The following is a 22,323-nucleotide window of genomic DNA, read 5'->3' as shown; positions in this document are numbered from 1 at the left end:
AGGCGCGGCAGCCGGATCGGGATGGGATTGCCAAGGCGGATTTCGCAGCCAATAGCTGGCTATTGGCAAGAAATTCAACGCAGCAGACCGCCCGAGCCCGGCTGATCGCGCGCCGCAGGGGACTTGTTCAGCGCTTCCTTAGGCCGAGCCGCCCCCATGCCGGCGCAGCGGCAAGTGGCCGGGGAAACCGGCGTCGGCGGTCACAATCAGTGCGGCCATCTCGCCTCGTTTTGAATCTTCGCTCCCCATGCAAGCCTTCTACGCCGATCACTTTGTGTTGCCCCTGCCGGACGGTCACCGTTTCCCCATGGGCAAGTACCAGCGCCTGCGCAGCCGCCTTGCGCTTGAGCTGGCGCAGGTGCGGCCGGGCGTGGCCCTGCCCGTCAGCGACGGCGAACTGGCGCTGGCGCATGACCCGGCCTACATCCAGGCCGTGGTGGACGGCAGCCTGAGCCCTGCCGCGATGCGCGAGATCGGCTTCCCATGGAGTCCCGCGATGGTGGAGCGCTCGCGCCGCTCGGCCGGCGCCACCGTCGCGGCCGCACGCGTCGCCCTGGGCCTGGGCGGCCAGCCGGCCGAAGGCATCGCCGCCAACATGGCCGGCGGCACCCACCATGCGTCGGCGGCCAAGGGCAGCGGATTTTGCGTCTTCAACGACGCGGCCATTGCGGCGCGGCTGATGCAGGCTGAACATGCCCGCCTGCGCTGCGGGGAACGCCATCCGCTGCAGGTTGCCATCATCGACCTGGACGTGCACCAGGGGAACGGAACAGCCAGCATTTTCAGCCGCGATCCGACGGTGTTCACGCTGTCCATTCACGGCCAGAAAAATTTCCCGTTCCGCAAGGAAGCCAGCGACCTGGACGTGGAGCTGCCCGACGGCTGCCGCGACGACGCCTACCTGCACGCGCTGGAGCTGGCACTCGACGAGCTGGACCGGCGCTTTTCACCGGGCCTGGTGATTTATCTCGCTGGTGCGGACCCGCACGAGGGCGACCGGCTGGGGCGCCTGAAGCTGAGCTGGGATGGGCTGGAGGCGCGCGACCGGCGCGTCTTCGACTGGGCTTTCAGTCGGCGCATCCCGCTGGCATTGGCTATGGCCGGCGGGTACGGTGTGAACATCGAAGATACGGTTCAGGTGCAGATCAATACCTTCCGGGCGGCGCTGGACTATTGGGAGCGGTGGCGGGGCGCTGGCAGAATACCTGAATGAATTCCTTCCCTCGACCCCAGGCCGAGCCGCGTAGCGCCTACAAGGTCTTTCGTCCCATTGGCACCCGCTGGTCCGACAACGACGTGTACGGCCACATCAACAACGTCGTTTATTACAGTTGGTTCGACACCGCCGTCAATGGCTACCTGATTGAGACCGGTGCGGTCGATATTCATGCCGGCCATGTGATCGGTCTGGTGGTCGAGACCCAGTGCAATTATTTTTCGCCGCTGGCTTTTCCCGACCCGGTGCTCGCGGGCATTCGCGTGGCGCTTGTGGGCTCATCCAGCGTTCGCTACGAGGTGGGCCTGTTCTCCGCCAAGCCGGGTGATCCGGCGGCGGAATCAAGCGCTGCAAAAGGCCATTTCATTCATGTCTACGTGGACAAAGAAACACGTCGGCCTGTGCCCTTGCCACCCCGACTTCTGACCGTATTGGAGAGCCTTAAGTGAGTGCAACCCCGAATGCTGTGGACGCAGCCATCGACAGCCGCATGTCCACCCGAGCCTTTCTGCCCACACCCGTAGCGCCGGAAATGCTGGAACACCTGCTGGCCCGCGCCAGCCGCGCGCCGTCAGGTACCAATACCCAGCCCTGGAGGGTCTATGTGCTGCAGGGTGCCAGCCGCGACGGGCTGGTCGACAAGGTCTGCAGCGCTCATGACGCCGTTCGCGCCAACCCCGAGCTTGCGGCGCAGTATCAGGAGGAGTACGCCTACTACCCGGAAAAATGGGTGTCGCCCTATATTGACCGGCGCCGCGAGAACGGCTGGGGTCTGTACGGCCTGCTGGGTATCGGCAAGGAGGACAAGGACAAGATGCATGCGCAGCATCAGCGCAATTTCAGGTTTTTTGATGCACCGGTCGGGCTGATGTTCACGCTGGACAGGGTGATGGAACGTGGCAGCTTGGTGGACTACGGCATGTTCATGCAGAACCTCATGGTGGCCGCGCGTGGCCACGGCCTGCACACTTGCCCGCAGGCGGCCTGGAACGGCTTTGCCAGCATCATCCTGCCGCATATAGGCGCTGGTGCCGATGAGATGCTGGTGTGCGGCATGTCGCTGGGCTACGCCGACGAGTCGGCGCTGGTCAACACTTTCCGCACGCCGCGCGTTGGCCCGCAGGACTTCACCACCTGGCTGGACTGAGATAGGCCCCCACGGTCGCTCACTCCGTGTAGCTCCCTGCACCTTGCAGCCGCCGCTCGCCAATGGCTTCGCTTCTGGTGCCTGTCCAAACCTGCTCAAGCAGGTTCGGAGCCGCAGCCACCAGCCCCGAGGGGGCCGCTGCGCCTGCGGCCCGGCGAAGCCGGTTCCACGGCCCCGGCTTGAAGGGGACGGGACACTCGCGAACGCTCGCATCCTCTCCGTTTGTCCTGAGCCTGTCGAAGGGCTCTGCGAATAGGGTGAGCTTGCGGGTAAAGTCAGGGGTTTGCGCAAAGGCGCTCATATCCATTTTTTTGAAAGATTTCGCATGGCACTGACCACCACCCCCTCCGGCCTCCAATACGAAGACACTGTGCTCGGCACTGGCGCGATTGCCAAGGCTGGCCAGAACGTCCGCGTGCATTACACCGGCTGGCTTTACAACGACGGTGTGCAGGGCGCCAAGTTCGATTCGAGCAAGGACCGTGGCGACCCGTTCGAGTTTTCGCTCGGTGCCGGCCAGGTCATCAAGGGCTGGGATGAAGGCGTGCAGGGCATGTCGGTCGGCGGCACGCGCCGCCTGGTGATTCCGGCAGAACTCGGTTACGGTGCGCGCGGCGCTGGCGGCGCGATTCCGCCGAACGCGACGCTGTTGTTCGAAGTCGATTTTCTGGGCTGAGTGTTTTGTGATTTTGGTCGACGCGGGCACCTCCAGAAATTCAGCTTTTTGGGATGAAGTGCGAGGCGCATGTCGCATCGCTCTTCGAGCTCATGCGAGGGTTGCGCAGGCCGCCGGCATGCACTTGGGTGCATGAGGATTGCGAGCACCGCGCAACGCAGCAATTCGCCCGAAAAATGAACTTACGGATGTGCCGATGATTATTGCCAGCCTGCTTGATACTGATCTGTACAAGTTCACGATGATGCAGGTCGTGCTGCATCAGTTTCCAGGGGCGCAGGTCGAGTACCGGTTCAAGTGCCGCAATGCCGGCGCGGCCGGCATCGGCGATCTGGCGCCTTACGTCCGTGAAATCCGGCAAGAGATACGCCTGCTGTGCAGCCTGCAGTTTCAGGATGCCGAGCTCGCCTACCTGCGTGCGATGCGTTTCATCAAAAGCGACTTCATTGATTTTCTGGGGCTGTTCCGCCTCAATGAAAAATACGTCAGCGTCAAGGCACTGCCCTCGGGTGAAATCGAGGTGGTGATCGAGGGTCCGTGGCTGCATACCATTTTGTTCGAGATCCCGGTGCTGGCCATTATCAACGAGGTGTATTTCCGGAATACCCAAAAACTTGCCGACGTGACAGAGGGGCGCAAGCGCCTGGACACCAAGATCGGGCAGTTGCAGGCCAATGGCCTGGCCGAGTTGAAAATTGCCGACTACGGTACGCGCCGCCGCTTTGGCAAGGCCTGGCATGAGGAGGTGCTGCGGGCACTCAGTGCACGACTGGGTACGGGCGTGACCAGTCAATTTGCAGGCACCAGCAATGTGCTGTTTGCGATGAAACTCGGACTGACCCCGTTGGGCACCATGGCGCACGAGTATTTGCAGGCCTGCCAGGCGTTGGGTCCGCGGCTGCGCGACAGCCAGGTGTTCGGCTTCGAATCCTGGGCCAAGGAATACCGCGGTGACCTCGGTATTGCGCTGAGCGACGTTTACGGCATGAGCGCCTTCCTGCGCGACTTCGACATGTATTTTTGCAAGCTGTTTGACGGCGCGCGCCATGACAGCGGGGACCCGTTCGAGTGGGGCGAGCGCATGCTGGCGCATTACGCCAAAAACCGGGTTGATCCGAAAACCAAAACGCTAATCTTCAGCGACGGCCTGACAGTGCCGCGCACCATCGAGCTGTATTCGCAGTTCAAGGGGCGCTGCCAACTGGCTTTCGGCATCGGCACCAACCTGACCAACGATCTTGGCTACGAGCCGCTGCAAATCGTCATCAAGATGGTGCGCTGTAATGGTCAACCTGTGGCCAAACTGTCGGACACGCCGTCCAAAAACATGTGCGACGACGAAAAATACCTGGCTTACCTGCGTCAGGTTTTTGACATCGCGTCGTCGGGATAATTGTGGTCGGGAGTTTGTCCCCCGGCTTTTAAAAATGGAGACACCATGAAAATATCGCGCTGGGCCGTCGTTGCGGCTTTGTTTTTTGTCTGGCCCGGGCTGGCGTTGGCGGCAGACTTCGACGGCAGCCAGTTATCGCCGCTGTGGGGCGTGCCTTTCGCCGGCCTGCTGCTGTCCATCGCGTTGATGCCCTTGCTGGTGCCGTGGTTCTGGCACCATCATTTTGGCAAGGTCTCGGCGGCCTGGACGCTGGCGTTTTTTATTCCTTTTGCCGTGATGTTCGAACCTTCAGTAGCGGGTATCAGCCTGGTTCATGCGTTGGTGGCCGAGTACATACCGTTCATTATTTTGTTGACAGCGCTGTTCACGGTGGCCGGCGGCATTTTCATCCGTGGCAATTTACATGGCAGTCCCGCGCTGAATGCGGGCCTGTTGCTGATTGGCGCCGTGCTGGCCAGTTTCATGGGTACTACCGGCGCCTCGATGCTGATGATCAGGCCTTTGATCCGCGCCAACGACAACCGCAAACACAACGCACACATCGTGGTGTTTTTTATCTTCATCGTCTCCAATGCCGGCGGATCGCTGACGCCGCTGGGCGACCCCCCGCTGTTCCTGGGCTTTTTGAAGGGTGTGGATTTTTTCTGGACGCTCCAGCACATCTTTCCGGAAACCCTGTTCCTGATCGGTAGCCTGCTGGTGATCTTCTACTTGCTGGATAGCTGGTATTACCGCAACGAGGGCGTGCAGCGGGTGGACCCGACGCCGGACACACAGCGGCTTGGGTTTGACGGCGCTTTCAACTTCGGCCTGCTGGCAGCGATTGCGGGCCTGGTGTTGCTCAGCGGTTTCTGGAAATCCCCGGTGGTGTTGGACATTTATGGCACCGAAGTCGGTCTGCCCGGCCTGGTGCGTGACGCCGGACTGATTGCCATCGCGCTGCTTTCGCTCAAGCTGACGGCCAGCAAGGTGCATGAGGACAACCAGTTTTCCTGGGCGCCTATGGCCGAGGTTGCCAAATTGTTTGCCGGCATTTTTCTGACCATCATTCCCGTGATCGCGATACTCAAGGCGGGTTCCAGTGGAGCTTTTGGCGCGGTGGTGGCAGCCGTGACCCGGCCCGACGGCCAGCCCGACCCGGCCATGTACTTTTGGGCCACGGGTGCGCTCAGTTCGTTTCTGGACAACGCGCCGACTTACCTGGTGTTTTTCAACACTGCCGGGGGTGACGCACAGGTGCTGATGACCACACTGGCGCCCACCCTGGCCGCAATTTCGGCCGGTGCGGTGTTCATGGGCGCCAATACCTACATCGGCAATGCGCCCAACCTGATGGTCAAGGCGATAGCTGAAGACCGTGGTGTCAAGATGCCCAGTTTCTTCGGCTACATGGTCTGGTCGGGTGCGGTGCTGATCCCGCTGTTTGTCCTGATGACCTTCATCTGGTTCAAATAATCCAGGCATCCTTCTTTTCAACCAAGAGATATTCTCATGAGCAAACCCAAAATCCTCGTCGCGCGTGCGATTTTTCCAGAAATCATCAGCCGGCTTGAGCAGCACTTCGAGGTTGAGGCCAACCAAGCTGATGAAAGCTGGTCCAAGGCCCAGCTCGCGGACAAATTGAAGGACAAGGACGGCGCTTTCACCACCGGCGGCGACCGCATTGATGCCGAGGTGCTGGCCGCCTGCCCGCGCCTGAAAATCTGCGCCAACATGGCGGTGGGTTACAACAACTTCGACCTCGACGCGATGACAGCGGCCGGTGTGCTGGCCACCAACGCGCCGGACGTGCTGACGGAAACCACAGCCGATTTTGGTTTCGCGCTGCTGATGGCGACCGCCCGGCGCGTCACCGAGAGCGAGCATTACCTGCGCGCTGGCAAGTGGAACAAATGGAGTTTCGACATGTTCGCTGGCTCCGACATCCACGGCAGCACGCTGGGCGTTCTGGGCATGGGGCGCATCGGCCAAGGTATTGCCAAGCGCGGCGCGCATGGGTTCGGCATGAAGGTGATTTACCACAACCGCTCCCGCCTCGATGCCGCGGTGGAAGCCGAATGCAAGGCCAGCTATGTGAGCAAGGAAGAGCTCTTGAGAACCGCCGACCATGTGGTGTTGGTGCTGCCGTATTCGCCGGCTTCGCACCACACGATTGGTGCGGCCGAACTGGCGCTGATGAAACCCACGGCGACGCTGGTCAACATTGCGCGCGGAGGCATTGTGGATGATGCGGCGCTGGCCCAGGCCCTGGGCGACAAAACCATTGCAGCCGCCGGCCTGGATGTGTTTGAAGGCGAGCCCAAGGTGCACCCCGACCTGCTCACCGTACCCAACGTGGTGCTGACGCCGCACATCGCCAGCGCCACCGTACCGACGCGCATGGCGATGGCGAATCTGGCGGTGGACAACCTGATCGGTTTCTTTAAGGACAAAAGGCCGCTGACACCGCTGAACTCTGCGGTGCTGGCCGCCAAATAAGCGCAAGGTATGACCGACCTCCAAGCCTGGCTGGCGCTGGCATTGCTGCTGGCCAACCTGCTGCTCCTGCTGTGGCTGTTGCTGCGCAAGCCGGCCGACAGCACGGGCGCCGCGCAGGTGTTGGCTGGTCTGGCGGCAGGCAACGACAAGCTTGAACGTGAATTGCGGCGTGAGATCGGCGACAGCGCGCGCTCAAGCCGCCAGGAACTGGCGACGAGCTTTGCTACCTTCCAGCAGACGCTGGTGCAGCAAAGCGCCGAAGCCATTCGCACGCAGAACACGCAGATCGACGCTTTTTCCCAGCAGTTGACCTTGCTGCAGAAAACCCTGTCCGACACCCTGAGCACGCAGTTGCAGTCGGTCAGCGAATCGAACGCCCGGCGCATGGTCGAAGTGCGCGAAACGCTGGAGCAGCAACTCGCTCAGTTGCAGCAAACCAATTCGGCCAAGCTGGACGAAATGCGCAAAACCGTGGACGAAAAACTCCAGACCACGCTGGAGACGCGCCTCGGCGAGAGCTTCAAGCAGGTGGCCGACCGGCTCGAACAGGTGCACAAGGGCCTCGGCGAGATGCAGTCACTGGCGGTCGGCGTGGGCAGCCTGCAGCGCGTGCTGACCAACGTCAAGACGCGTGGTGTGTTTGGCGAAGTCCAGCTCGAAGCCCTGCTGGAGCAGGTGCTGACCACCGAGCAGTATGCCAAGCAGGTCGAGACCAAGCCGCGCAGCGGTCAGCGTGTGGACTTCGCCATCCGCTTTCCCGGACGCGGCGACGACGGCTCGCCAGTGTGGTTGCCCATCGATGCAAAATTTCCACGCGACGATTATGAGCGCCTGCTCGACGCGCATGAACGCGTAGACCCTGGCGCGGTAGAGCTGGCCGGCAAGGCGCTGGAAGCGCGTATCCGCACTGAGGCCAAATCGATTGCCGAGAACTACCTGGCTGCGCCGCACACCACCGATTTCGCCATCCTGTTCCTGCCGGTCGAAAGCCTGTATGCCGAGGTCTTGCGCCGGCCGGGGCTGATGGACGCGATTCAGCGCCAGCACCGTGTGACGCTGGCCGGACCGACCACCTTGCTGGCCATGCTCAACAGCCTGCACATGGGTTTTCGCACGTTGGCGCTGGAGCAGCAGGCGTCCGAGGTCTGGAAGGTGCTGGGCGCGGTCAAGACCGAGTTCGAGCGTTATGGCGAATGGGTGGCGCGTATCAAGGAGCAGGTGGCCAAGGCCTCCGATACCCTGGACAAGGCCGACACCCGCGCCAAGCAGATGCGGCTGGCCCTGCGCAAGGTCGAGGCCTTGCCCGACGCCGAATCCCAGGTGCTGCTGCCGCCAGCCGCAGATACGGACGTGCTGGACGATTGACTTCCCTTCCCTGGTTTGCTACTGATTTGATAGCTTCTTGCCCCCTATGAGTATGGGCTAGAGGCCGATTTGATCATTAATCATGACGCCTGAACTGGCCCGCCTGATCCTCGCGCAGGTTTGCTTGCACGCCTGCATGGCCGGCACCCGCATGGCCGCACCGCTGCTGGCGCTGCGCGAGGGTTACAGCCCGGCGGCCGTCGGTGTGCTGCTCGCGATGTTTGCCCTGACGCAGGTGTTCCTGGCGCTGCCGGCCGGCCGTTTTGCCGACCGCCATGGCCTGAAGCGCCCCATCGGCTACAGCGTGATGGCTGCCATGCTGGGCGCCGGCATGGCGGTGGCCTTTCCGGTGTTCCCGGTGCTGTGCGTGGCGGCGCTGCTGACCGGTGGTGCCACTGGGGCAGCCGTCATTTCGCTGCAGCGCCATGTCGGGCGTGCAGCGGTGGGGGCCTTGCAACTGCGGCGCGTGTTTAGCTGGCTGTCAATTGGTCCGGCAGTGTCGAATTTTGTCGGGCCTTTCGCGGCGGGCCTGCTGATCGACCATGCGGGCGCTTTGCCCAACAGCACCACCGGTTACCGCGCCGCGTTTTTTCTGATGGCGGTGCTGCCGCTGGCCTGCTGGTTGCTGGTGCGGCCGACCCGCGAACTGCCGCCCGTGACCGTAGAGCCGGGCAGCGCGCCGGCCAGTGCCTGGGACCTGCTGCGCGACCCGGCCTTTCGCCGTCTCATGCTGGTGAACTGGTTTTTGTCGTCCTGCTGGGACGTGCACACTTTTGTGGTGCCGGTGCTGGGTTTTGAAAAAGGTATCAGCGCCTCGGTCATCGGTTCCATCCTGGGCGCCTTTGCCGTGGCCGCCGCCGCCATCCGCATGGTCATGCCGCTGCTGGCCGCGCACCTGCGCGAGTGGCGTGTGCTGGTGGGCGCGATGCTGATGACCGCCGTGCTGTTTGGTGTCTACCCCTTCATGGGCACGGCGCTGGGCATGGGTGTGTGTTCGGTGCTGCTGGGTTTCGCGCTGGGCACGGTCCAGCCCATGATCATGAGCATGCTGCACCAGATCACGCCCGAGGCCAGACACGGCGAGGCGCTGGGCCTGCGCCTGATGGCCATCAACGCGTCCAGTGTGCTGATGCCCATGCTGTTCGGCACCCTGGGCGCGGTGATCGGCATCGCCGGCGTGTTCTGGGCCACCGGTGCGGTGGTCGGCGCCGGCGCGCGTGCGGCTTGGCTGCTCAGGGACTGAGCTCCCTCCCGACAAGCAGGGGCCGCGGGTCCGGCTTTGCCGGCCCGCAGGCGCAGCGCCCCCGCAGGGGGCAGAGAGTTACACGCAGTGAACGAACGTGGGGGCTCTATTTACAACTGATAAAAGGTCTTGATCGCGTCCCAGGCGACCTGGGGGTCGTCGACATATTCGAAGAGCTTCAAGTCTTCCGGCGAAATCGCGCCTTCCTCGACCAGCACATCAAAGTTGAGCAGGCGTTTCCAGTAGTCGGAGCCGAACAGGATGATGGGCACCGGCTTGGCTTTGCGGGTCTGCACCAGCGTGATGACTTCGAACAGCTCGTCGAGTGTGCCGAAACCACCGGGAAAGGCCACCAGCGCCTTGGCCCGCATCATGAAATGCATCTTGCGCAGCGCGAAGTAGTGGAACTTGAAGCTCAGCGAGGGTGTGACGTAGGGGTTGGAGCTTTGTTCGTGCGGCAGGGCGATGTTCAGGCCCACGGTGGGCACGCCCATCTCGTGCGCGCCGCGGTTGGCCGCCTCCATGATGCCGGGGCCGCCGCCGGTGCAGATGAAGAGCTGCTCGGCCGGCGGACGGTGTTCGCTGTGGGTGGCGACCATGCGTCCGAACAGCCGTGCCTGCTCGTAATAAACCGCATTGCGCACATGCCGCTCGGCCAGCGCCTGCGCCTGCGTGTCGCCGCTTTCACGGGCCAGCTTCAGGGCTTGTTCAGCCTGCTCGGGCGCCGGGAAACGTGCGCTACCGAAAACCACGATGGTGTTTTCAATGCCCTGGGCGAGTTGCTCCATGTCGGGCTTGAGCATCTCAAGCTGGAAACGAATGCCGCGTGTTTCCCGCCGCAGCAAAAATTCAGGGTCGGCAAATGCCAGGCGATAGGCGTCAGCTTCAAGTGGATTGCCTTTGTCGGCATGCGACTGCAACTCGGCCCAGGCGTCGGCCAGGCGGCTGCCAGAGAGGTCTTGGGTTTGGTCCATGGCGCCATTGTGACCGCTGGGCTGATCCGATCATCAGTGCGGGTAAATGCGGATGCGATAAACAAACTTCAAGTTGACTATTCAACTAGTTGATTTGCCAACTAAAAGAATGCCGCTATGACCACCCAGCCCTCCCGCCGAAACAAACCGGTCACTGACGCCGACGTCAAAGCACCTGGAAAGTCCCTTCTCAAGCCAGTTGCCGCCAGCAACGAGGATGCGCGTGACCTGCTGACACCGCCCGCTTCAGCCGTTGACCTTGACCGTTATGTCCCCGCCTACTTTGTCTGGATTGCCAACAAGCTCACGCGTGGGGCCTCGCAAAACTATCTGAACCTGTTTGGCGTGGGGGCGGAAGTGTGGCGCTGCATGGTGCTGCTGGCCATCCACGAAACGATCAGCGCCCAGCAGATCAGTCAGGTCATCGGCATGGACAAGGCGTCTGTCAGCCGATGCTTCAAACAAATGGTGGCGAAGAAACTGATTGCGCTTGAACTCGATCCCGCCGATGGTCGCATTCGTTTGGCCAGCCTCACGCTGCACGGGCGTCATATTCACGACCAGATTCTCGGCATCGCACTGGCAAGAGAGCGCGCTTTACTGGAGGTGCTGAGCAAGGATGACCATGAAACCTTGCTGCGCTTGCTCAAGCGGCTTCATGAAAACTTGCCTGCAGTCGAGGTGGCAACACAGGCGTTTATTGCCGATTCACTCGCCAAACCTGTACGCAGGAGAAATTTACCGCCGTCCAAGGCGTGAAGGTGATCTTTCTAAGGAGAAAAAGCTGATGTTCGTCAGAAACTGTTGGTACGTGATCGCCTGGGATCACGAAATTCCGTCGACTCAGGAAAATGGCCAGATATTCACGCGAACTGTGCTCGGCGAGCCCATCGTGGTCTATCGAGCTGGCAACGAGCTGGTTGCGTTGGCCGACCGTTGTTGCCACCGTGGCGCGCCGCTGTCAAAAGGACGTTTTGAGGGCAACAATCTTCGCTGCGGTTACCACGGCCTGCTGTTTAACCCCGATGGTCAATGTATTGAAGTACCGGGCATGAGCGCGGCGCCAGCCAAGGCCTGCGTCAAACGATACCCGGTGGTGGCCAAAAACAAGTGGATTTTTGTGTGGATGGGTGAGCCGGAAAAAGCGGATCGGGCGATGCTTCCGGACAACTATTCGTGCGATAGCCCCGACTGGCATTACAAGCCAGGCTACCTGCATTACCAGACCAACTATTTGCTGATCTGCGACAACTTACTGGATTTTTCACACCTCAGTTACGTTCATGAGAAAACACTGGGCGGTTCGCACGCCATTGCGCAAAGCCGGGCTGCAGTCAGCGACATTTTGACGCACGGGCAGCGAGGTTTGCGGGTGCAACGGTCAGTGGCAGAAGTACCGCCACCGCCGTCTTACCAGCGCATCCATACCTTCAGCGGCCTGATAGAACGCTGGTGGGACTACGACTTTTTACTTCCCGGAACGCTGCTGATGAAGTCGGGCGGAAAACCCAGCAAAAGCAACTCTGTCGATAGTGGCGAGGTTGAACTGCATAGCTGCCAGACTTTGACCCCAGAGACTGAACACAGCACGCATTACTTTTTTCAGCAGGGCCATCGCACCGGCCAGGGCGACGCCGAACTGGCGGGGTCGATGTACCAAATGCTGATTCGCGCTTTTGAAGAAGACAAAGACATGATTGGCGCTCAAAGCGCTTGCCTGGCCAGCGCACCCGACTTCACCATGTTGCCGCTGCATCTGGACGGCGCATTGACCCGCTATCGGCGGCTGGTGGATGCAGAAATTACCAGCGAATCTGCAGCCCCGGCCGCGAGCCAGTCATCCGCGACAACTGCCGCCACAAAAAGAGGCCCGGTGGTGGCTTGAATCTTTTTTCGATTTCAACCCGTTTCAACCCATGTCAAGCTAATTTGCCAAAGGAGACTTTCATGCTCAGAAGAAAATTTTTCTACGCCGGTGCCCAGTGGTCGGTTGCGCTCGCAGCCCCATCGCTGCTGCTCAAGGCCAACGCCCAGACGGGTGCATTCCCCACAAAAGGCCTGCGTGTGGTTGTGCCGTTCGCACCCGGTGGTGCTACCGACGCAACAGCCCGTTTGATTGGTGAAAAACTGTCGAGGAGCCTTGGGCAGAGCGTCATCATTGACAACAAGACAGGCGCTGCAGGAGCGATTGGTTGTGCCGAGGTAGCCAAGGCGCCTGCAGACGGCTACACGCTTTTGTATACGCTCAATGATCCCCTCATCAACAACACCGTACTGATAAAAAATCTTCCTTACGACCCACAAAGAGATTTTCGTTTTGTGGCGTCAATTTTGCGTAGCCCAGCGCTGCTGTCGGTGCCGGCCAGCCTAGGGGTGAAGAATTTTGAGGAGTTCAAAGCCTATGCTGCTGCTGCGGGCCGGCAGGTTTCTTATGGCTCGTGGGGCATTGGAAGCCTCGGACATCTGGCGGGCCAGACCTTGGGCAGCAGCTTGAAGTTCAACTCGGTGCACGTGCCGCAACGCGGCGAAGCGCCCGTACTGCAGGACCTGCTTACCAATACGATCAACTGCGGCTGGACCTCTGCTGGCACTGCCCGCCCACATGTGCTGGGTAACAAAATCGTGCCTCTTGCAATGATGGGCGTCAACCGTTCCAGTGCACTGCCCAATGTGCCTACTTTTCGCGAATTGGGCATCACTGACAACTTTTTTGACCGCAGCGTCTGGATGGCGGTTTTGGTGCCCAAAGCCACACCGGATACGGTGGTCGCGCGGCTGTCTACTGAAATTCAGGCAATTGCCAACAGTGCCGAAGTTATCGGGGCGATCCGGGAGCGTGGCCTTGAGCCAATGATTACCGGAGCAGACCGCGCGTTGGCCATGTACAACGAAGAGTTTCCCGTTATCACCAAGCGCCTTCGGGATTTGGGGATTGAACCGAGCTGACCGGGAGTCAAATACGTCAGAAGACTTTGTTCAACTTTGGTGATCATTTCCTGCTTGCCTTTGTCCGGAGAGTTCATCGTCGACTTTAATCCAGGAGACCGTTCGGGCTCAGGATTTGTGGATACCTCGCTGACTGCTCTCGATGGACATGTGGTGCGTTTGCGCTGAAACTGCAGACCCGTCGCTTATTGAAAAAGGCTCCCTCGGGAGCCTTTTTTTCATAGCAGCAAAGAGTCAGACGCGTTTGCGGTATTCGCCGGTGCGGGTGTCGATCTCGACGACATCGCCCTGGGCCACAAAGATGGGCACGCCGATTTCAAAACCGGTGGCCAGCTTGGCAGGCTTGAGCACCTTGCCGGAGGTGTCGCCTTTGACGGCGGGCTCGGTCCAGGTGATCTCGCGCTGCACGCTGGTGGGCACCTCGACCGAAATCGCCTTGCCGTCGTAGAACACAACTTCGAGTTCCATGCCGTCTTGCAGGTAGTTCAACGCGTCGCCCATATTTTCGGATTCGACTTCGTACTGGTTGTACTCGGCGTCCATGCAGATGTACATCGGGTCGGCAAAGTAGGAGTAAGTGCAGTCCTTTTTGTCGAGGATGACCTGGTCGACCTTGTCGTCGGCCTTGAAGACCTGCTCAGTCCCGAAGCTGCCAATCAGGCTTTTGAGCTTCATGCGTACGGTGGCAGAGTTGCGCCCGCCGCGGCTGTATTCGGTCTTGAGCACAACCATCGGGTCCTTGCCGTGCATGATGACGTTACCGGCGCGTATTTCTTGAGCGATTTTCATAACAGTTCTTAGTTGAGGCTGGGCCGCTGGACGCTGGTTGAGGACGCGGGTCCTGCGGCAGGTTGTGCGGCCGGCCCGACTGGGACTCTCCGCAAAGCCCCTGATTTTAGCTTTTTTTTGCCACAAATTCGAGCAACTGGGTGCCGAGGTCCGGCTGACCCAGCAGGCGCTGCCGGACTGCGCGGATACATTCGGACCAGCTTGCAATGTCCATGGCGAGTAGATCTTGCTGCGGGCCGTTCCAGGCCTCATGAAAGGCCCGCAGCGAGGGCGGCGCGTCCAGCAGGCCCAGGAAAGCCTGCAATTTGGCCAGGTGCGCCTGGTCGTCCTGCGGGTAAATCTGCCAGACAAAAGGTTTGCCGGCCCACAGCGCGCGCACCACCGAGTCCTCACCACGCACAAAGTTCAGATCGCAGGCCCACAGCAGGTGGTCAAAATCGGTCTGGCTCAGCAGCGGAAGGTATGAAATTGATAGCAGTCCAAGTCCATCCGACATGGACTGGAGCCACTTTTGATCACTAATAACGGCCTGGACCGCGCTGGCAGCGCGTCCGGCGGCCACCAGCAGGTGCACCGGCTGGCGGCCCAGTCCTGCGTGCGCATACTGATGCAGCAGGTCGGCCAGGGCAGGGGGTTCGTAGCAGAAGAGGCTGACCAGTTTCTGGCCGGCCCATTCGATGCGCTGCTCAGCAAGCCAGGCGGTCCGGTCGAAATTCGCCTGCCGCAGCATCAGATCGGGCTCGCGCAGCAGGCCACCAGTGCCAGGCGTGAAGCCAGGGTAAAAAAACCACTTGCTCCAGCCGGCCACCGGGCCGCGCTGCACTGGCGAGGGCAGGCCGTGGCATCGTTCCACATAAGGCTCGGCGGACAGGTACTCGAGGTTGATCCATACAGGTTTTTGGCATCCAGCCCTTTGCCGGTCTGCACAGGCAGCTATAACTTCAGGAGCGATGTCGCAGCCGAAAGCTTCCACCAGCACCTCGCAGGGGGCGCTGTCCAGGCGCAGGATGTTCAGCCCCAGCGGCTCCAGCCAGGGCAGCACCGTCACGCCCGCATGCCCCGCAGGCGCCATCCATTGCAGCGCCGAGGCATCATCGACCCACAGCCGCACCTGCTGGCCACGCGCGGCCAGGTCGGCGCTGAGCCGCCAGCAGACACCGATGTCGCCATGGTTGTCGATGACTTTGCAAAATATGTCCCACTGCCGGCTGCGATTCATGTCCGGATTGTCCACAATACGGGTACTTCCGACATCACCATGACCGTGCCCCACGAATTCGATCCCCAACTGCTCAGCGAAGTCGCGGCCCTGCCGGCCATGCCGGGCGTCTACCGTTATTTCGATGCGGAAGGCGGCGTGTTGTATGTCGGCAAGGCGCGCGACCTGAAAAAACGCGTCTCGACCTACTTCCAGAAAAACCACGGTGGTACGCGCATCGGCCACATGGTGACGAAGATCGCGCGCATGGAGACCACGGTGGTGCGCTCCGAGGCCGAGGCCCTGCTGCTGGAAAACAACCTGATCAAGACGCTGAACCCGAAGTTCAACATCCTGTTCCGCGACGACAAGAGCTACCCCTACCTCAAGCTGGCATCCCACAGTTTCCCGCGCGTGGCCTATTACCGCGGCGCGGTGGAGAAAAAGCACCGCTACTTCGGCCCCTACCCGAGCGCCTGGGCGGTCAAGGAAACGATCTTGCTGCTGCAAAAGGTGTTCAAGCTGCGCACCTGCGAAGACACGGTGTTCAACAACCGCACGCGGCCTTGCCTGCTGTACCAGATCAAGCGCTGCTCGGCGCCCTGCGTGGGTCATGTGACGCCCGAGCAGTACGCGCTGGACGTCGCCAATGCCGAGCGTTTTTTGCAGGGCCAGGCTGAAGAGATATTGACTGAGCTCGAAAAACAGATGCGCGGCCATGCGGACAAGCTGGCGTTCGAGCAAGCCGCCGAGCTGCGCAACCAGATGTCGGCGCTGTCCAAGGTGCTGCATCAGCAGTCCATGGAAACGGGTGGTGACAAGGACGTGGACGTCCTCGCGGTCAAGGTGCACGGCGGCAAGGCCTGCGTGAATCTGGCCATGGTGCGCGGGGGCCGGCACCTGGGCGACCGGCCGTACTTCCCCACCCATGTGGAGCACGCCGCCGACCTGGCCGGGCTGGATGGCGACAGTCCGGAATCTGCGGGGGCCGAAGCAGCGGGCAAACTGAAAAGCCTGGAGGCGCTGGTGCTGGAGGCCTTTGTCGCCCAGCATTACATCGACGTGCCGGTGCCACCCGTGCTGGTGTGCAGCCAGCCGGTGGACAAGGAACTGATCGCCGCCCTGATCATGCAGACCGGCAACAAGGTCACGGCCATCCACCAGCCGCGCGAACAGCGCCGTATCTGGCTGGAGATGGCGCAGAAAAATGCCGACCTGCAACTGGCCCGCCTGCTGGCTGAGCAGGGCTCGCAGCAGGCCCGAACGCGCGCGCTGGCCGAGGCGCTGGAGCTCGCGCTGGACAACCTTGATGCCCTGCGCATCGAATGTTTCGACATTTCACACACGGCCGGCGAATCGACCCAGGCCTCGTGCGTGGTGTTTCACGGGCACAAGATGCAAAGCGCCGAATACCGGCGCTACAACATCGACGGCATCACGCCGGGCGACGACTACGCCGCCATGCGCCAGGTGCTGATGCGCCGCTACAGCAAACTTGCCGAAGCGGCGCGCAACAACACCGCCCGCTTGCCCGATCTGGTGCTGATCGACGGCGGCAAGGGGCAGGTCTCGATGGCGCGCCAGGTGTTCGAGGAACTCGGACTGGATCTGGGCCTGATCGCCGGGGTGGAGAAGGGCGAGGGCCGCAAGGTCGGGCTGGAAGAACTGGTGTTTGCCGACGGTCGCGAAAAAGTCTATCTCGGCCGCGATTCCGCCGCACTGATGCTGATTGCCCAGATCCGCGACGAAGCCCATCGCTTCGCCATCACCGGCATGCGCGCCAAACGTGCCAAGGTGCGGATCGGCGCCAGCCGGCTCGAAGACATCGCTGGCATAGGCCCTAAAAAGCGCGCCAGTCTGCTGCAGCGCTTTGGCGGCATACGCGGCGTGAACGCGGCAAGCGCCGAGGACATCGCCACGGTGGAAGGCATCTCGCGTGACCTGGCCGATGAAATTTATCGCGCCCTGCATTGACGGTGCAGGGAGGCTTTTGCACCCTCCGCGCTGTGAAAGCCGGGGTATTTGGGGGGGCGCTGCAGTCCCTGCCAGTCTGCCGGCGCGCTCTCATGCCAAAATCGGACGATGTTTCTGACCATACCCACGCTGATGACCTGGACCCGCATTGTTGCGATTCCGCTGATTGTGGGGGTTTTTTATATCGATATCGCGCCGGAAAAGGCCAACCTGATTGCCACCGTGATGTTCGTGGTGTTCGCCGCGACCGACTGGCTGGACGGCTACCTGGCACGGAAATTGAACCAGACTTCGTCCTTCGGCGCCTTTCTCGACCCGGTCGCCGACAAGTTTCTGGTGTGTGCTTCTTTGCTGGTGCTGGTTCACTTAGACCGCATCGACGTGTTTGTGGCGCTCATCATCATCGGCCGTGAGATCGCGATTTCCGCGCTGCGCGAATGGATGGCGCTGATAGGTGCGACCAAAAGCGTGGCGGTCCACATGCTTGGCAAGATAAAAACCACGGTGCAGATGGTGGCCATTCCTTTCCTGCTTTACGACGGGGAGCTGTTTGGCGTGATCGACACCAATCTCTGGGGCACCTGGCTGATCTGGCTGTCGGCCATCCTGACCGTCTGGTCCATGATTTATTACCTGAAAAAAGCCATTCCCGAAATTCGCGCCCGCACCAAATGACGAGGCCTGCATCGAATGATGCCCTGATCCGGGCGATGCCTGCCGTCTTCGTGCTGATTTGGAGCACCGGTTTCATCGTCGCCAAATACGGTTTACCTTATGCGCCGCCACTGAGCTTCCTGGCAATCCGTTACGCCTTGTCCTTGCTGTGTTTCATCGCCTGGATTGCCATCGCGCGGGTTGCCTGGCCCGCCAGCCGCGTGCAGTGGCTGCACCTGGCTGTCACCGGCATCCTGATCCATGCGGGTTATTTGAGCGGAGTCTGGTCCGCCATCAAGGGCGGCATGGGCTCGGGCCTGTCGGCGCTGGTGGTCGGTCTGCAGCCGGTGCTGACGGCGGTCTGGGTGTCCCGGATGGGCGAGTCCAGTCAAGCCGAAAGCCGCGTCAGCGCACGCCAATGGCTGGGCCTGGTGCTGGGCCTGGCCGGTTTGCTGCTGGTGGTCTCGGGTAAATTCGGCGCCGGCAATGAAGCCACGCCCTACACCCTGGGTTTTGCCGTCTTCGCACTGCTGTGCATCACGGCCGGCACCTTGTACCAGAAGCGTTTTGTCCAGTCTGCCGATGTGCGCAGCGCCAATGCCATCCAGCTCGGCGCGGCGCTGCTGGTGACCCTGCCTTTCACATTGCTGGAGACCGAGCCTGTTCAATGGACTGGCGGCTTCGTCGGTGCGTTGGCCTGGTCGGTGCTGGGCCTGACTCTGGGCGGCAGCTCGCTGCTGTACATGCTGATCCAGCGCGGTGCGGCCACAGCCGTGACCAGCCTGCTCTACCTGGTGCCGCCGACCACGGCGCTGATGGCCTGGCTGCTGTTTGGCGAAGCCATCACGGCGGTCACGGTGGTGGGCACGGCACTCACGGCGCTGGGCGTGAGCCTCGTGGTGCGGCCCGCAAAGACTGCGTCCTAGTTTTCCAGGGGGCGCCCTGAAACTGCGCGAGCAGATGGTCGATCAGCAGCCGGATCCGCTGCGGCGAGTCTGCGCGGTAGGGTGCCAGCCAGTGGATGTCGGCGTCCGGCATGGCATAAGCCGGCAGCACGTGCACCAGATCGCCGCTGGCCAGTTGCGGTGCGATGTCCCAGAGGCTGCGCAGCATGATGCCTCGGCCCGCGACACACCAGTCGCGCACCAGTTCACCTGAATTGCTCGACAGCGGCCCGTGCACGCGGACCCGCGCCGGTGTTTTGTCGCGTTCTTTTTGCAGAGGCCAGACATCGAAGCGCTGACCGCTGGCGCTGCCGTTTTCGCGCACGATCAGGCAGGCATGGTTCTGCAACTCGTCCAGGCTGGCGGGTATGCCGTGCTGACGGATGTAGCGCGGTGAGGCCACCTGCACCCGCTGGTTGCGCGCCAGCCGGCGCGATACCCACTGCGCGGCCTGTCGCCCCTCAACTTGCCACAGCCAGACGGCGCCATCAAAGCCTTCGGCGGCCAGGTCTGGCAACTGTTCGGTCAGTTGCAACTGGATCTCGATGCGCGGATAACGCTCCTGGAAGCTGGCCAGAGCCGGCCCCAGCCACAGCCGGCCAAAGCCCAGGGTGGCTGCCAGCCGGATCAGGCCGGTGGGTTCGGCCTTGCGTTCCTGCAGCTCCGCCTCGAGCTCCGTAAAGCCGCGCAGCAGGACCAGCGCGCGCTCGCACACCGTCTCGCCTTCAGCGGTCGGACTGACGCGCCGGGTGGTGCGCTGAAACAGTCGCTGGCCCAGGCGCGCCTCCAGCGCGGCGAGCCGCTTGGTGACGACTGGCGGTGCCACATCCAGGCTGAGGGCGGCTGCGCTGAGGCTGCCGTGCTCACGCACGGCCAGAACCAGTTCCAGATCACTGCGTTGCATTCATGCTTTTATAGAAACAATCAATTGCCTGATTATTGCTTGAATCGACGCCTCCGATTGCGCAGAATCAGTCCACGCATGAAAACCACAAAGACACGCCTCGCGGCCGACCATCCTGCAGCAGTCCAGCGCATGCTGCTGTTAGACATTGCGCCCACGCTGGCCATGTACAGCAGTACCACCGAGGCGTTTGCGCGCGCCTACTGGCACTGGTTTTTCCTGATCCAGCCGCCGCCCTTGCCCGGAGCCTTGATAGAGGCGGACCCGGTGCGCTACATCCGCAGCGTGATGGGCAAGCGCCAGCCGGCCTGGCCGCGTTTGCGCCCGAAGCGATGGCGGCGTACGAACGTTGCGTACAAATTCGGGGCACTGCTGAAAGCATCTGCGAGGACTATCGCGCCTCCGCTGGCATCGACCTTGACCATGACCGCGCCGATATGGCTGCCGGCCGCAAGCTGGCCCAGCCTCTGCGGGTGCTCTGGGGCGAACACGGCGCGGTGGGTCAATGTTTTGAGGTGCTGGCCTTGTGGCGTGAACTCGCTCTCGAGGTCTCGGGACGGCCGCTGCCCTGCGGCCACTATATTGCGGAAGAAGCGCCAGCCCTGCTGCTGGACGAAGCGCTGAATTTTTTTACCACCTGAACCAAGGACGGACCATGAACAAGAGCACAGCAAAGAAAAGAATCGCGGTCATCGCCGGCGACGGCATCGGCAAGGAAACCATGCCCGAGGGCATTCGTGTGATGGAGGCTGCTGCATCGAAATTCAACATTGACCTGCAGTTCGACCACTTCGATTTTTCGAGCTGGGACTACTACGAGAAACACGGCCAGATGATGCCGGACAACTGGAAGGACCAGATCGGCGGGCACGACGCGATTTATTTCGGCGCGGTGGGTTGGCCTGAAAAAATCGCCGACCATGTGTCGCTGTGGGGCTCGTTGCTGCTGTTTCGCCGCGAGTTCGACCAGTACATCAACCTGCGGCCCGCGCGTTTGATGCCCGGCATCATCGCGCCGGTGGTGCGCCGCGACGGCAGCGCGCGCCTGCCCGGCGAGATCGACATGTACATCGTGCGTGAGAACACCGAAGGCGAATACTCCAGCATAGGCGGTCGCATGTACGCCGGCACCGAGCGCGAGATCGTGATGCAGGAAAGTGTCTTTTCACGCATTGGTGTGGACCGCGTGCTCAAGTTTGCGTTTGAACTGGCGCAGTCGCGGCCGAAAAAACACCTGACCAGCGCCACCAAATCCAACGGCATTGCGATCACCATGCCCTATTGGGACGAGCGTGTGACCGAGATGGCCAAAAATTATCCCGACCTGAAACTCGACAAGTTTCACATCGACATCCTGACCGCGCACTTTGTCCAGCGCCCGGACTTTTTCGATGTGGTGGTGGCCAGCAACCTGTTCGGCGACATCCTCAGTGACCTGGGCCCGGCGTGTACCGGCACCATCGGTATTGCGCCCAGTGCCAACCTGAATCCGGAGCGCAATTTTCCGTCGCTGTTCGAGCCTGTGCATGGATCGGCGCCCGACATTGCGGGACGCAACATCGCCAACCCGATCGGTCAAATCTGGTGCGGCGCGATGATGCTGGAATTCCTGGGCCACAAGGATGCGCATGACGCTGTGCTCGCCGCGATTGAAAAAATGCTCAGTCCCCAGAGCGGTGCACCGCGTACGCCCGACCTCGGCGGAACGGCGAGCGGCACCGATGTGGGCAAGGCCATCGTACAGGCGCTGGCCTGAGGCGAAACGCCCTGCTTGGTGGGATCCCCGAATACAGGGTGTGCTTATGAACAGGTCGGGAAAGCGTGAAAAAAAAGACTAGAATCCGCCTCCGCACGTTGTAAAAATCTGATGTTGTCTTGACACGGTTGGAGTCCATGGCTCTAATTGGACGCAGCAGACGATCTGCACATGCCGCCTCCCGCTGTTATCTTTTTACAGGTGTCCAGGGGAGATATTTCAAGAGACAACCAGATTAACTTTATCAACGAGGGGCTCCTTGTGAACAAGACTGAACTGATCGAGCACATTGCCAAACATGCTGATATTTCCAAAGCGGCCGCCACGCGCGCGCTGGAGTCAACCATTGGCGCAGTCAAAACAACCCTGAAAAAAGGAGGCTCCGTGTCTCTGGTGGGTTTTGGCACTTTTGCAGTCGGAAAACGTGCGGCCCGCACTGGCCGCAACCCGCGTACCGGCGATGCGATTAAAATCAAGGCAGCCAAGGTGCCCAAGTTCCGTCCAGGCAAAGCGCTCAAGGACGCCCTGAACTGATGCAGAAGAAGTAAAAGTTGAGGTGGGGTGCTTAGCTCAGTTGGTAGAGCAGCGCCCTTACACGGCGTAGGTCGGCGGTTCGAGCCCGTCAGCACCCACCAGAAACTGAACAAAGGCGAACAAACGGTTCGC

21 protein-coding genes, 1 tRNA gene and 1 pseudogene are annotated in these 22,323 nt (G+C 61.3%); 19 read left to right on the top strand and 4 right to left on the bottom strand.

Annotated features, from left to right (window positions below):
* The first annotated feature begins 247 nt into the window (after positions 1–247).
* The 9 genes from Q8O29_RS07500 (at position 248) to Q8O29_RS07460 (ending at position 9,518) form a co-directional block, all read left to right on the top strand.
* Positions 248–1,213, top strand: a complete 966-nt coding sequence (locus Q8O29_RS07500; RefSeq protein WP_305561433.1) for a histone deacetylase — start codon at positions 248–250, stop codon at positions 1,211–1,213.
* The gene (locus tag Q8O29_RS07495; RefSeq protein WP_305561432.1) at positions 1,210–1,665 is read left to right on the top strand and encodes a thioesterase family protein; all 456 of its coding nucleotides are present in this window, start codon (positions 1,210–1,212) and stop codon (positions 1,663–1,665) included. The genes Q8O29_RS07500 and Q8O29_RS07495 overlap by 4 nt, the downstream gene beginning before the upstream one ends.
* A gap of 41 nt (positions 1,666–1,706) precedes the next feature.
* On the top strand, positions 1,707–2,363 hold the full coding sequence (locus Q8O29_RS07490) for a nitroreductase (RefSeq protein ID WP_305561438.1): 657 nt from the start codon (positions 1,707–1,709) through the stop codon (positions 2,361–2,363).
* 325 nt (positions 2,364–2,688) lie between these two features.
* Positions 2,689–3,039, top strand: coding sequence for an FKBP-type peptidyl-prolyl cis-trans isomerase (locus Q8O29_RS07485; protein WP_305561431.1), 351 nt, complete (start codon positions 2,689–2,691; stop codon positions 3,037–3,039).
* Positions 3,040–3,235: 196 nt separating this feature from the next.
* Positions 3,236–4,432 (top strand): nicotinate phosphoribosyltransferase, encoded by a 1,197-nt coding sequence (pncB, locus tag Q8O29_RS07480; protein ID WP_305561430.1) that lies wholly within the window; start codon positions 3,236–3,238, stop codon positions 4,430–4,432.
* Positions 4,433–4,477: 45 nt separating this feature from the next.
* Positions 4,478–5,887: a sodium:proton antiporter gene (locus Q8O29_RS07475; protein WP_305561429.1), complete on the top strand. Its 1,410-nt coding sequence runs from the start codon at positions 4,478–4,480 to the stop codon at positions 5,885–5,887.
* A 36-nt stretch (positions 5,888–5,923) separates the two neighbouring features.
* Positions 5,924–6,910, top strand: coding sequence for a D-glycerate dehydrogenase (locus Q8O29_RS07470; RefSeq protein WP_305561428.1), 987 nt, complete (start codon positions 5,924–5,926; stop codon positions 6,908–6,910).
* A 9-nt stretch (positions 6,911–6,919) separates the two neighbouring features.
* The gene (locus tag Q8O29_RS07465; protein ID WP_305561427.1) at positions 6,920–8,275 is read left to right on the top strand and encodes a DNA recombination protein RmuC; all 1,356 of its coding nucleotides are present in this window, start codon (positions 6,920–6,922) and stop codon (positions 8,273–8,275) included.
* A gap of 82 nt (positions 8,276–8,357) precedes the next feature.
* Positions 8,358–9,518, top strand: coding sequence for an MFS transporter (locus Q8O29_RS07460; protein ID WP_305561426.1), 1,161 nt, complete (start codon positions 8,358–8,360; stop codon positions 9,516–9,518).
* A gap of 110 nt (positions 9,519–9,628) precedes the next feature.
* Here the strand turns inward: Q8O29_RS07460 and Q8O29_RS07455 are convergent, their stop codons facing one another.
* Positions 9,629–10,492, bottom strand: coding sequence for a TIGR00730 family Rossman fold protein (locus Q8O29_RS07455; RefSeq protein WP_305561425.1), 864 nt, complete (start codon positions 10,490–10,492; stop codon positions 9,629–9,631).
* Positions 10,493–10,609: 117 nt separating this feature from the next.
* Between Q8O29_RS07455 and Q8O29_RS07450 the strand changes: the two genes are divergently transcribed.
* The 3 genes from Q8O29_RS07450 to Q8O29_RS07440 all read left to right on the top strand — a co-directional run bounded on the left by Q8O29_RS07450 (position 10,610) and on the right by Q8O29_RS07440 (position 13,438).
* Positions 10,610–11,251, top strand: coding sequence for a MarR family winged helix-turn-helix transcriptional regulator (locus Q8O29_RS07450; protein ID WP_305561424.1), 642 nt, complete (start codon positions 10,610–10,612; stop codon positions 11,249–11,251).
* Between the two features lie 28 nt (positions 11,252–11,279).
* Positions 11,280–12,377 (top strand): aromatic ring-hydroxylating dioxygenase subunit alpha, encoded by a 1,098-nt coding sequence (locus Q8O29_RS07445; protein WP_305561423.1) that lies wholly within the window; start codon positions 11,280–11,282, stop codon positions 12,375–12,377.
* A 62-nt stretch (positions 12,378–12,439) separates the two neighbouring features.
* Entirely contained in the window at positions 12,440–13,438 is a 999-nt protein-coding gene (locus Q8O29_RS07440) for a tripartite tricarboxylate transporter substrate binding protein (RefSeq protein WP_305561422.1), read from the top strand.
* Positions 13,439–13,672: 234 nt separating this feature from the next.
* On the opposite strand, the gene efp is transcribed toward Q8O29_RS07440, so the two are convergent.
* Positions 13,673–14,227 carry an elongation factor P gene (gene efp / locus Q8O29_RS07435; RefSeq protein ID WP_188709176.1) on the bottom strand — a complete coding sequence of 185 codons (555 nt, stop codon included), beginning with the start codon at positions 14,225–14,227 and terminating at the stop codon, positions 13,673–13,675.
* 106 nt (positions 14,228–14,333) lie between these two features.
* The gene (earP, locus tag Q8O29_RS07430; RefSeq protein WP_305561421.1) at positions 14,334–15,446 is read right to left on the bottom strand and encodes an elongation factor P maturation arginine rhamnosyltransferase EarP; all 1,113 of its coding nucleotides are present in this window, start codon (positions 15,444–15,446) and stop codon (positions 14,334–14,336) included.
* Positions 15,447–15,485: 39 nt separating this feature from the next.
* Between earP and uvrC the strand changes: the two genes are divergently transcribed.
* The 3 genes from uvrC to Q8O29_RS07415 all read left to right on the top strand — a co-directional run bounded on the left by uvrC (position 15,486) and on the right by Q8O29_RS07415 (position 18,979).
* Positions 15,486–17,399, top strand: a complete 1,914-nt coding sequence (uvrC, locus tag Q8O29_RS07425) for an excinuclease ABC subunit UvrC (RefSeq protein WP_305561420.1) — start codon at positions 15,486–15,488, stop codon at positions 17,397–17,399.
* A gap of 108 nt (positions 17,400–17,507) precedes the next feature.
* Positions 17,508–18,074, top strand: coding sequence for a CDP-diacylglycerol--glycerol-3-phosphate 3-phosphatidyltransferase (gene pgsA / locus Q8O29_RS07420; protein ID WP_305561419.1), 567 nt, complete (start codon positions 17,508–17,510; stop codon positions 18,072–18,074).
* A complete protein-coding gene (locus Q8O29_RS07415) occupies positions 18,071–18,979 on the top strand; it encodes a DMT family transporter (RefSeq protein ID WP_305561418.1) in 909 nt (302 codons plus the stop codon). Before pgsA ends, Q8O29_RS07415 begins: the two co-directional genes overlap by 4 nt.
* Here the strand turns inward: Q8O29_RS07415 and Q8O29_RS07410 are convergent.
* Positions 18,927–19,901 (bottom strand): LysR family transcriptional regulator, encoded by a 975-nt coding sequence (locus Q8O29_RS07410; protein WP_305561417.1) that lies wholly within the window; start codon positions 19,899–19,901, stop codon positions 18,927–18,929. The genes Q8O29_RS07415 and Q8O29_RS07410 overlap by 53 nt on opposite strands.
* A gap of 96 nt (positions 19,902–19,997) precedes the next feature.
* On the opposite strand from Q8O29_RS07410, the pseudogene Q8O29_RS07405 reads away from it, so the two are divergent.
* The 4 genes and pseudogenes from Q8O29_RS07405 to Q8O29_RS07390 form a co-directional block, all read left to right on the top strand.
* A pseudogene (locus Q8O29_RS07405) lies at positions 19,998–20,542 on the top strand (alpha/beta hydrolase); the annotation flags it as partial.
* A gap of 14 nt (positions 20,543–20,556) precedes the next feature.
* Positions 20,557–21,657 carry a tartrate dehydrogenase gene (locus Q8O29_RS07400; protein WP_305561416.1) on the top strand — a complete coding sequence of 367 codons (1,101 nt, stop codon included), beginning with the start codon at positions 20,557–20,559 and terminating at the stop codon, positions 21,655–21,657.
* Between the two features lie 261 nt (positions 21,658–21,918).
* Positions 21,919–22,191, top strand: a complete 273-nt coding sequence (locus Q8O29_RS07395; RefSeq protein WP_007874140.1) for an HU family DNA-binding protein — start codon at positions 21,919–21,921, stop codon at positions 22,189–22,191.
* A gap of 25 nt (positions 22,192–22,216) precedes the next feature.
* Positions 22,217–22,292, top strand: a tRNA-Val gene (locus tag Q8O29_RS07390).
* The last annotated feature ends 31 nt before the right edge of the window (positions 22,293–22,323 follow it).

It is taken from the genome of Polaromonas sp., assembly GCF_030689685.1.
Taxonomy (GTDB): domain Bacteria; phylum Pseudomonadota; class Gammaproteobacteria; order Burkholderiales; family Burkholderiaceae_C; genus Polaromonas.
The sequence above is the reverse complement of the archived record's forward strand: the minus strand, read 5'-3'. Positions and strand labels throughout refer to the sequence as shown.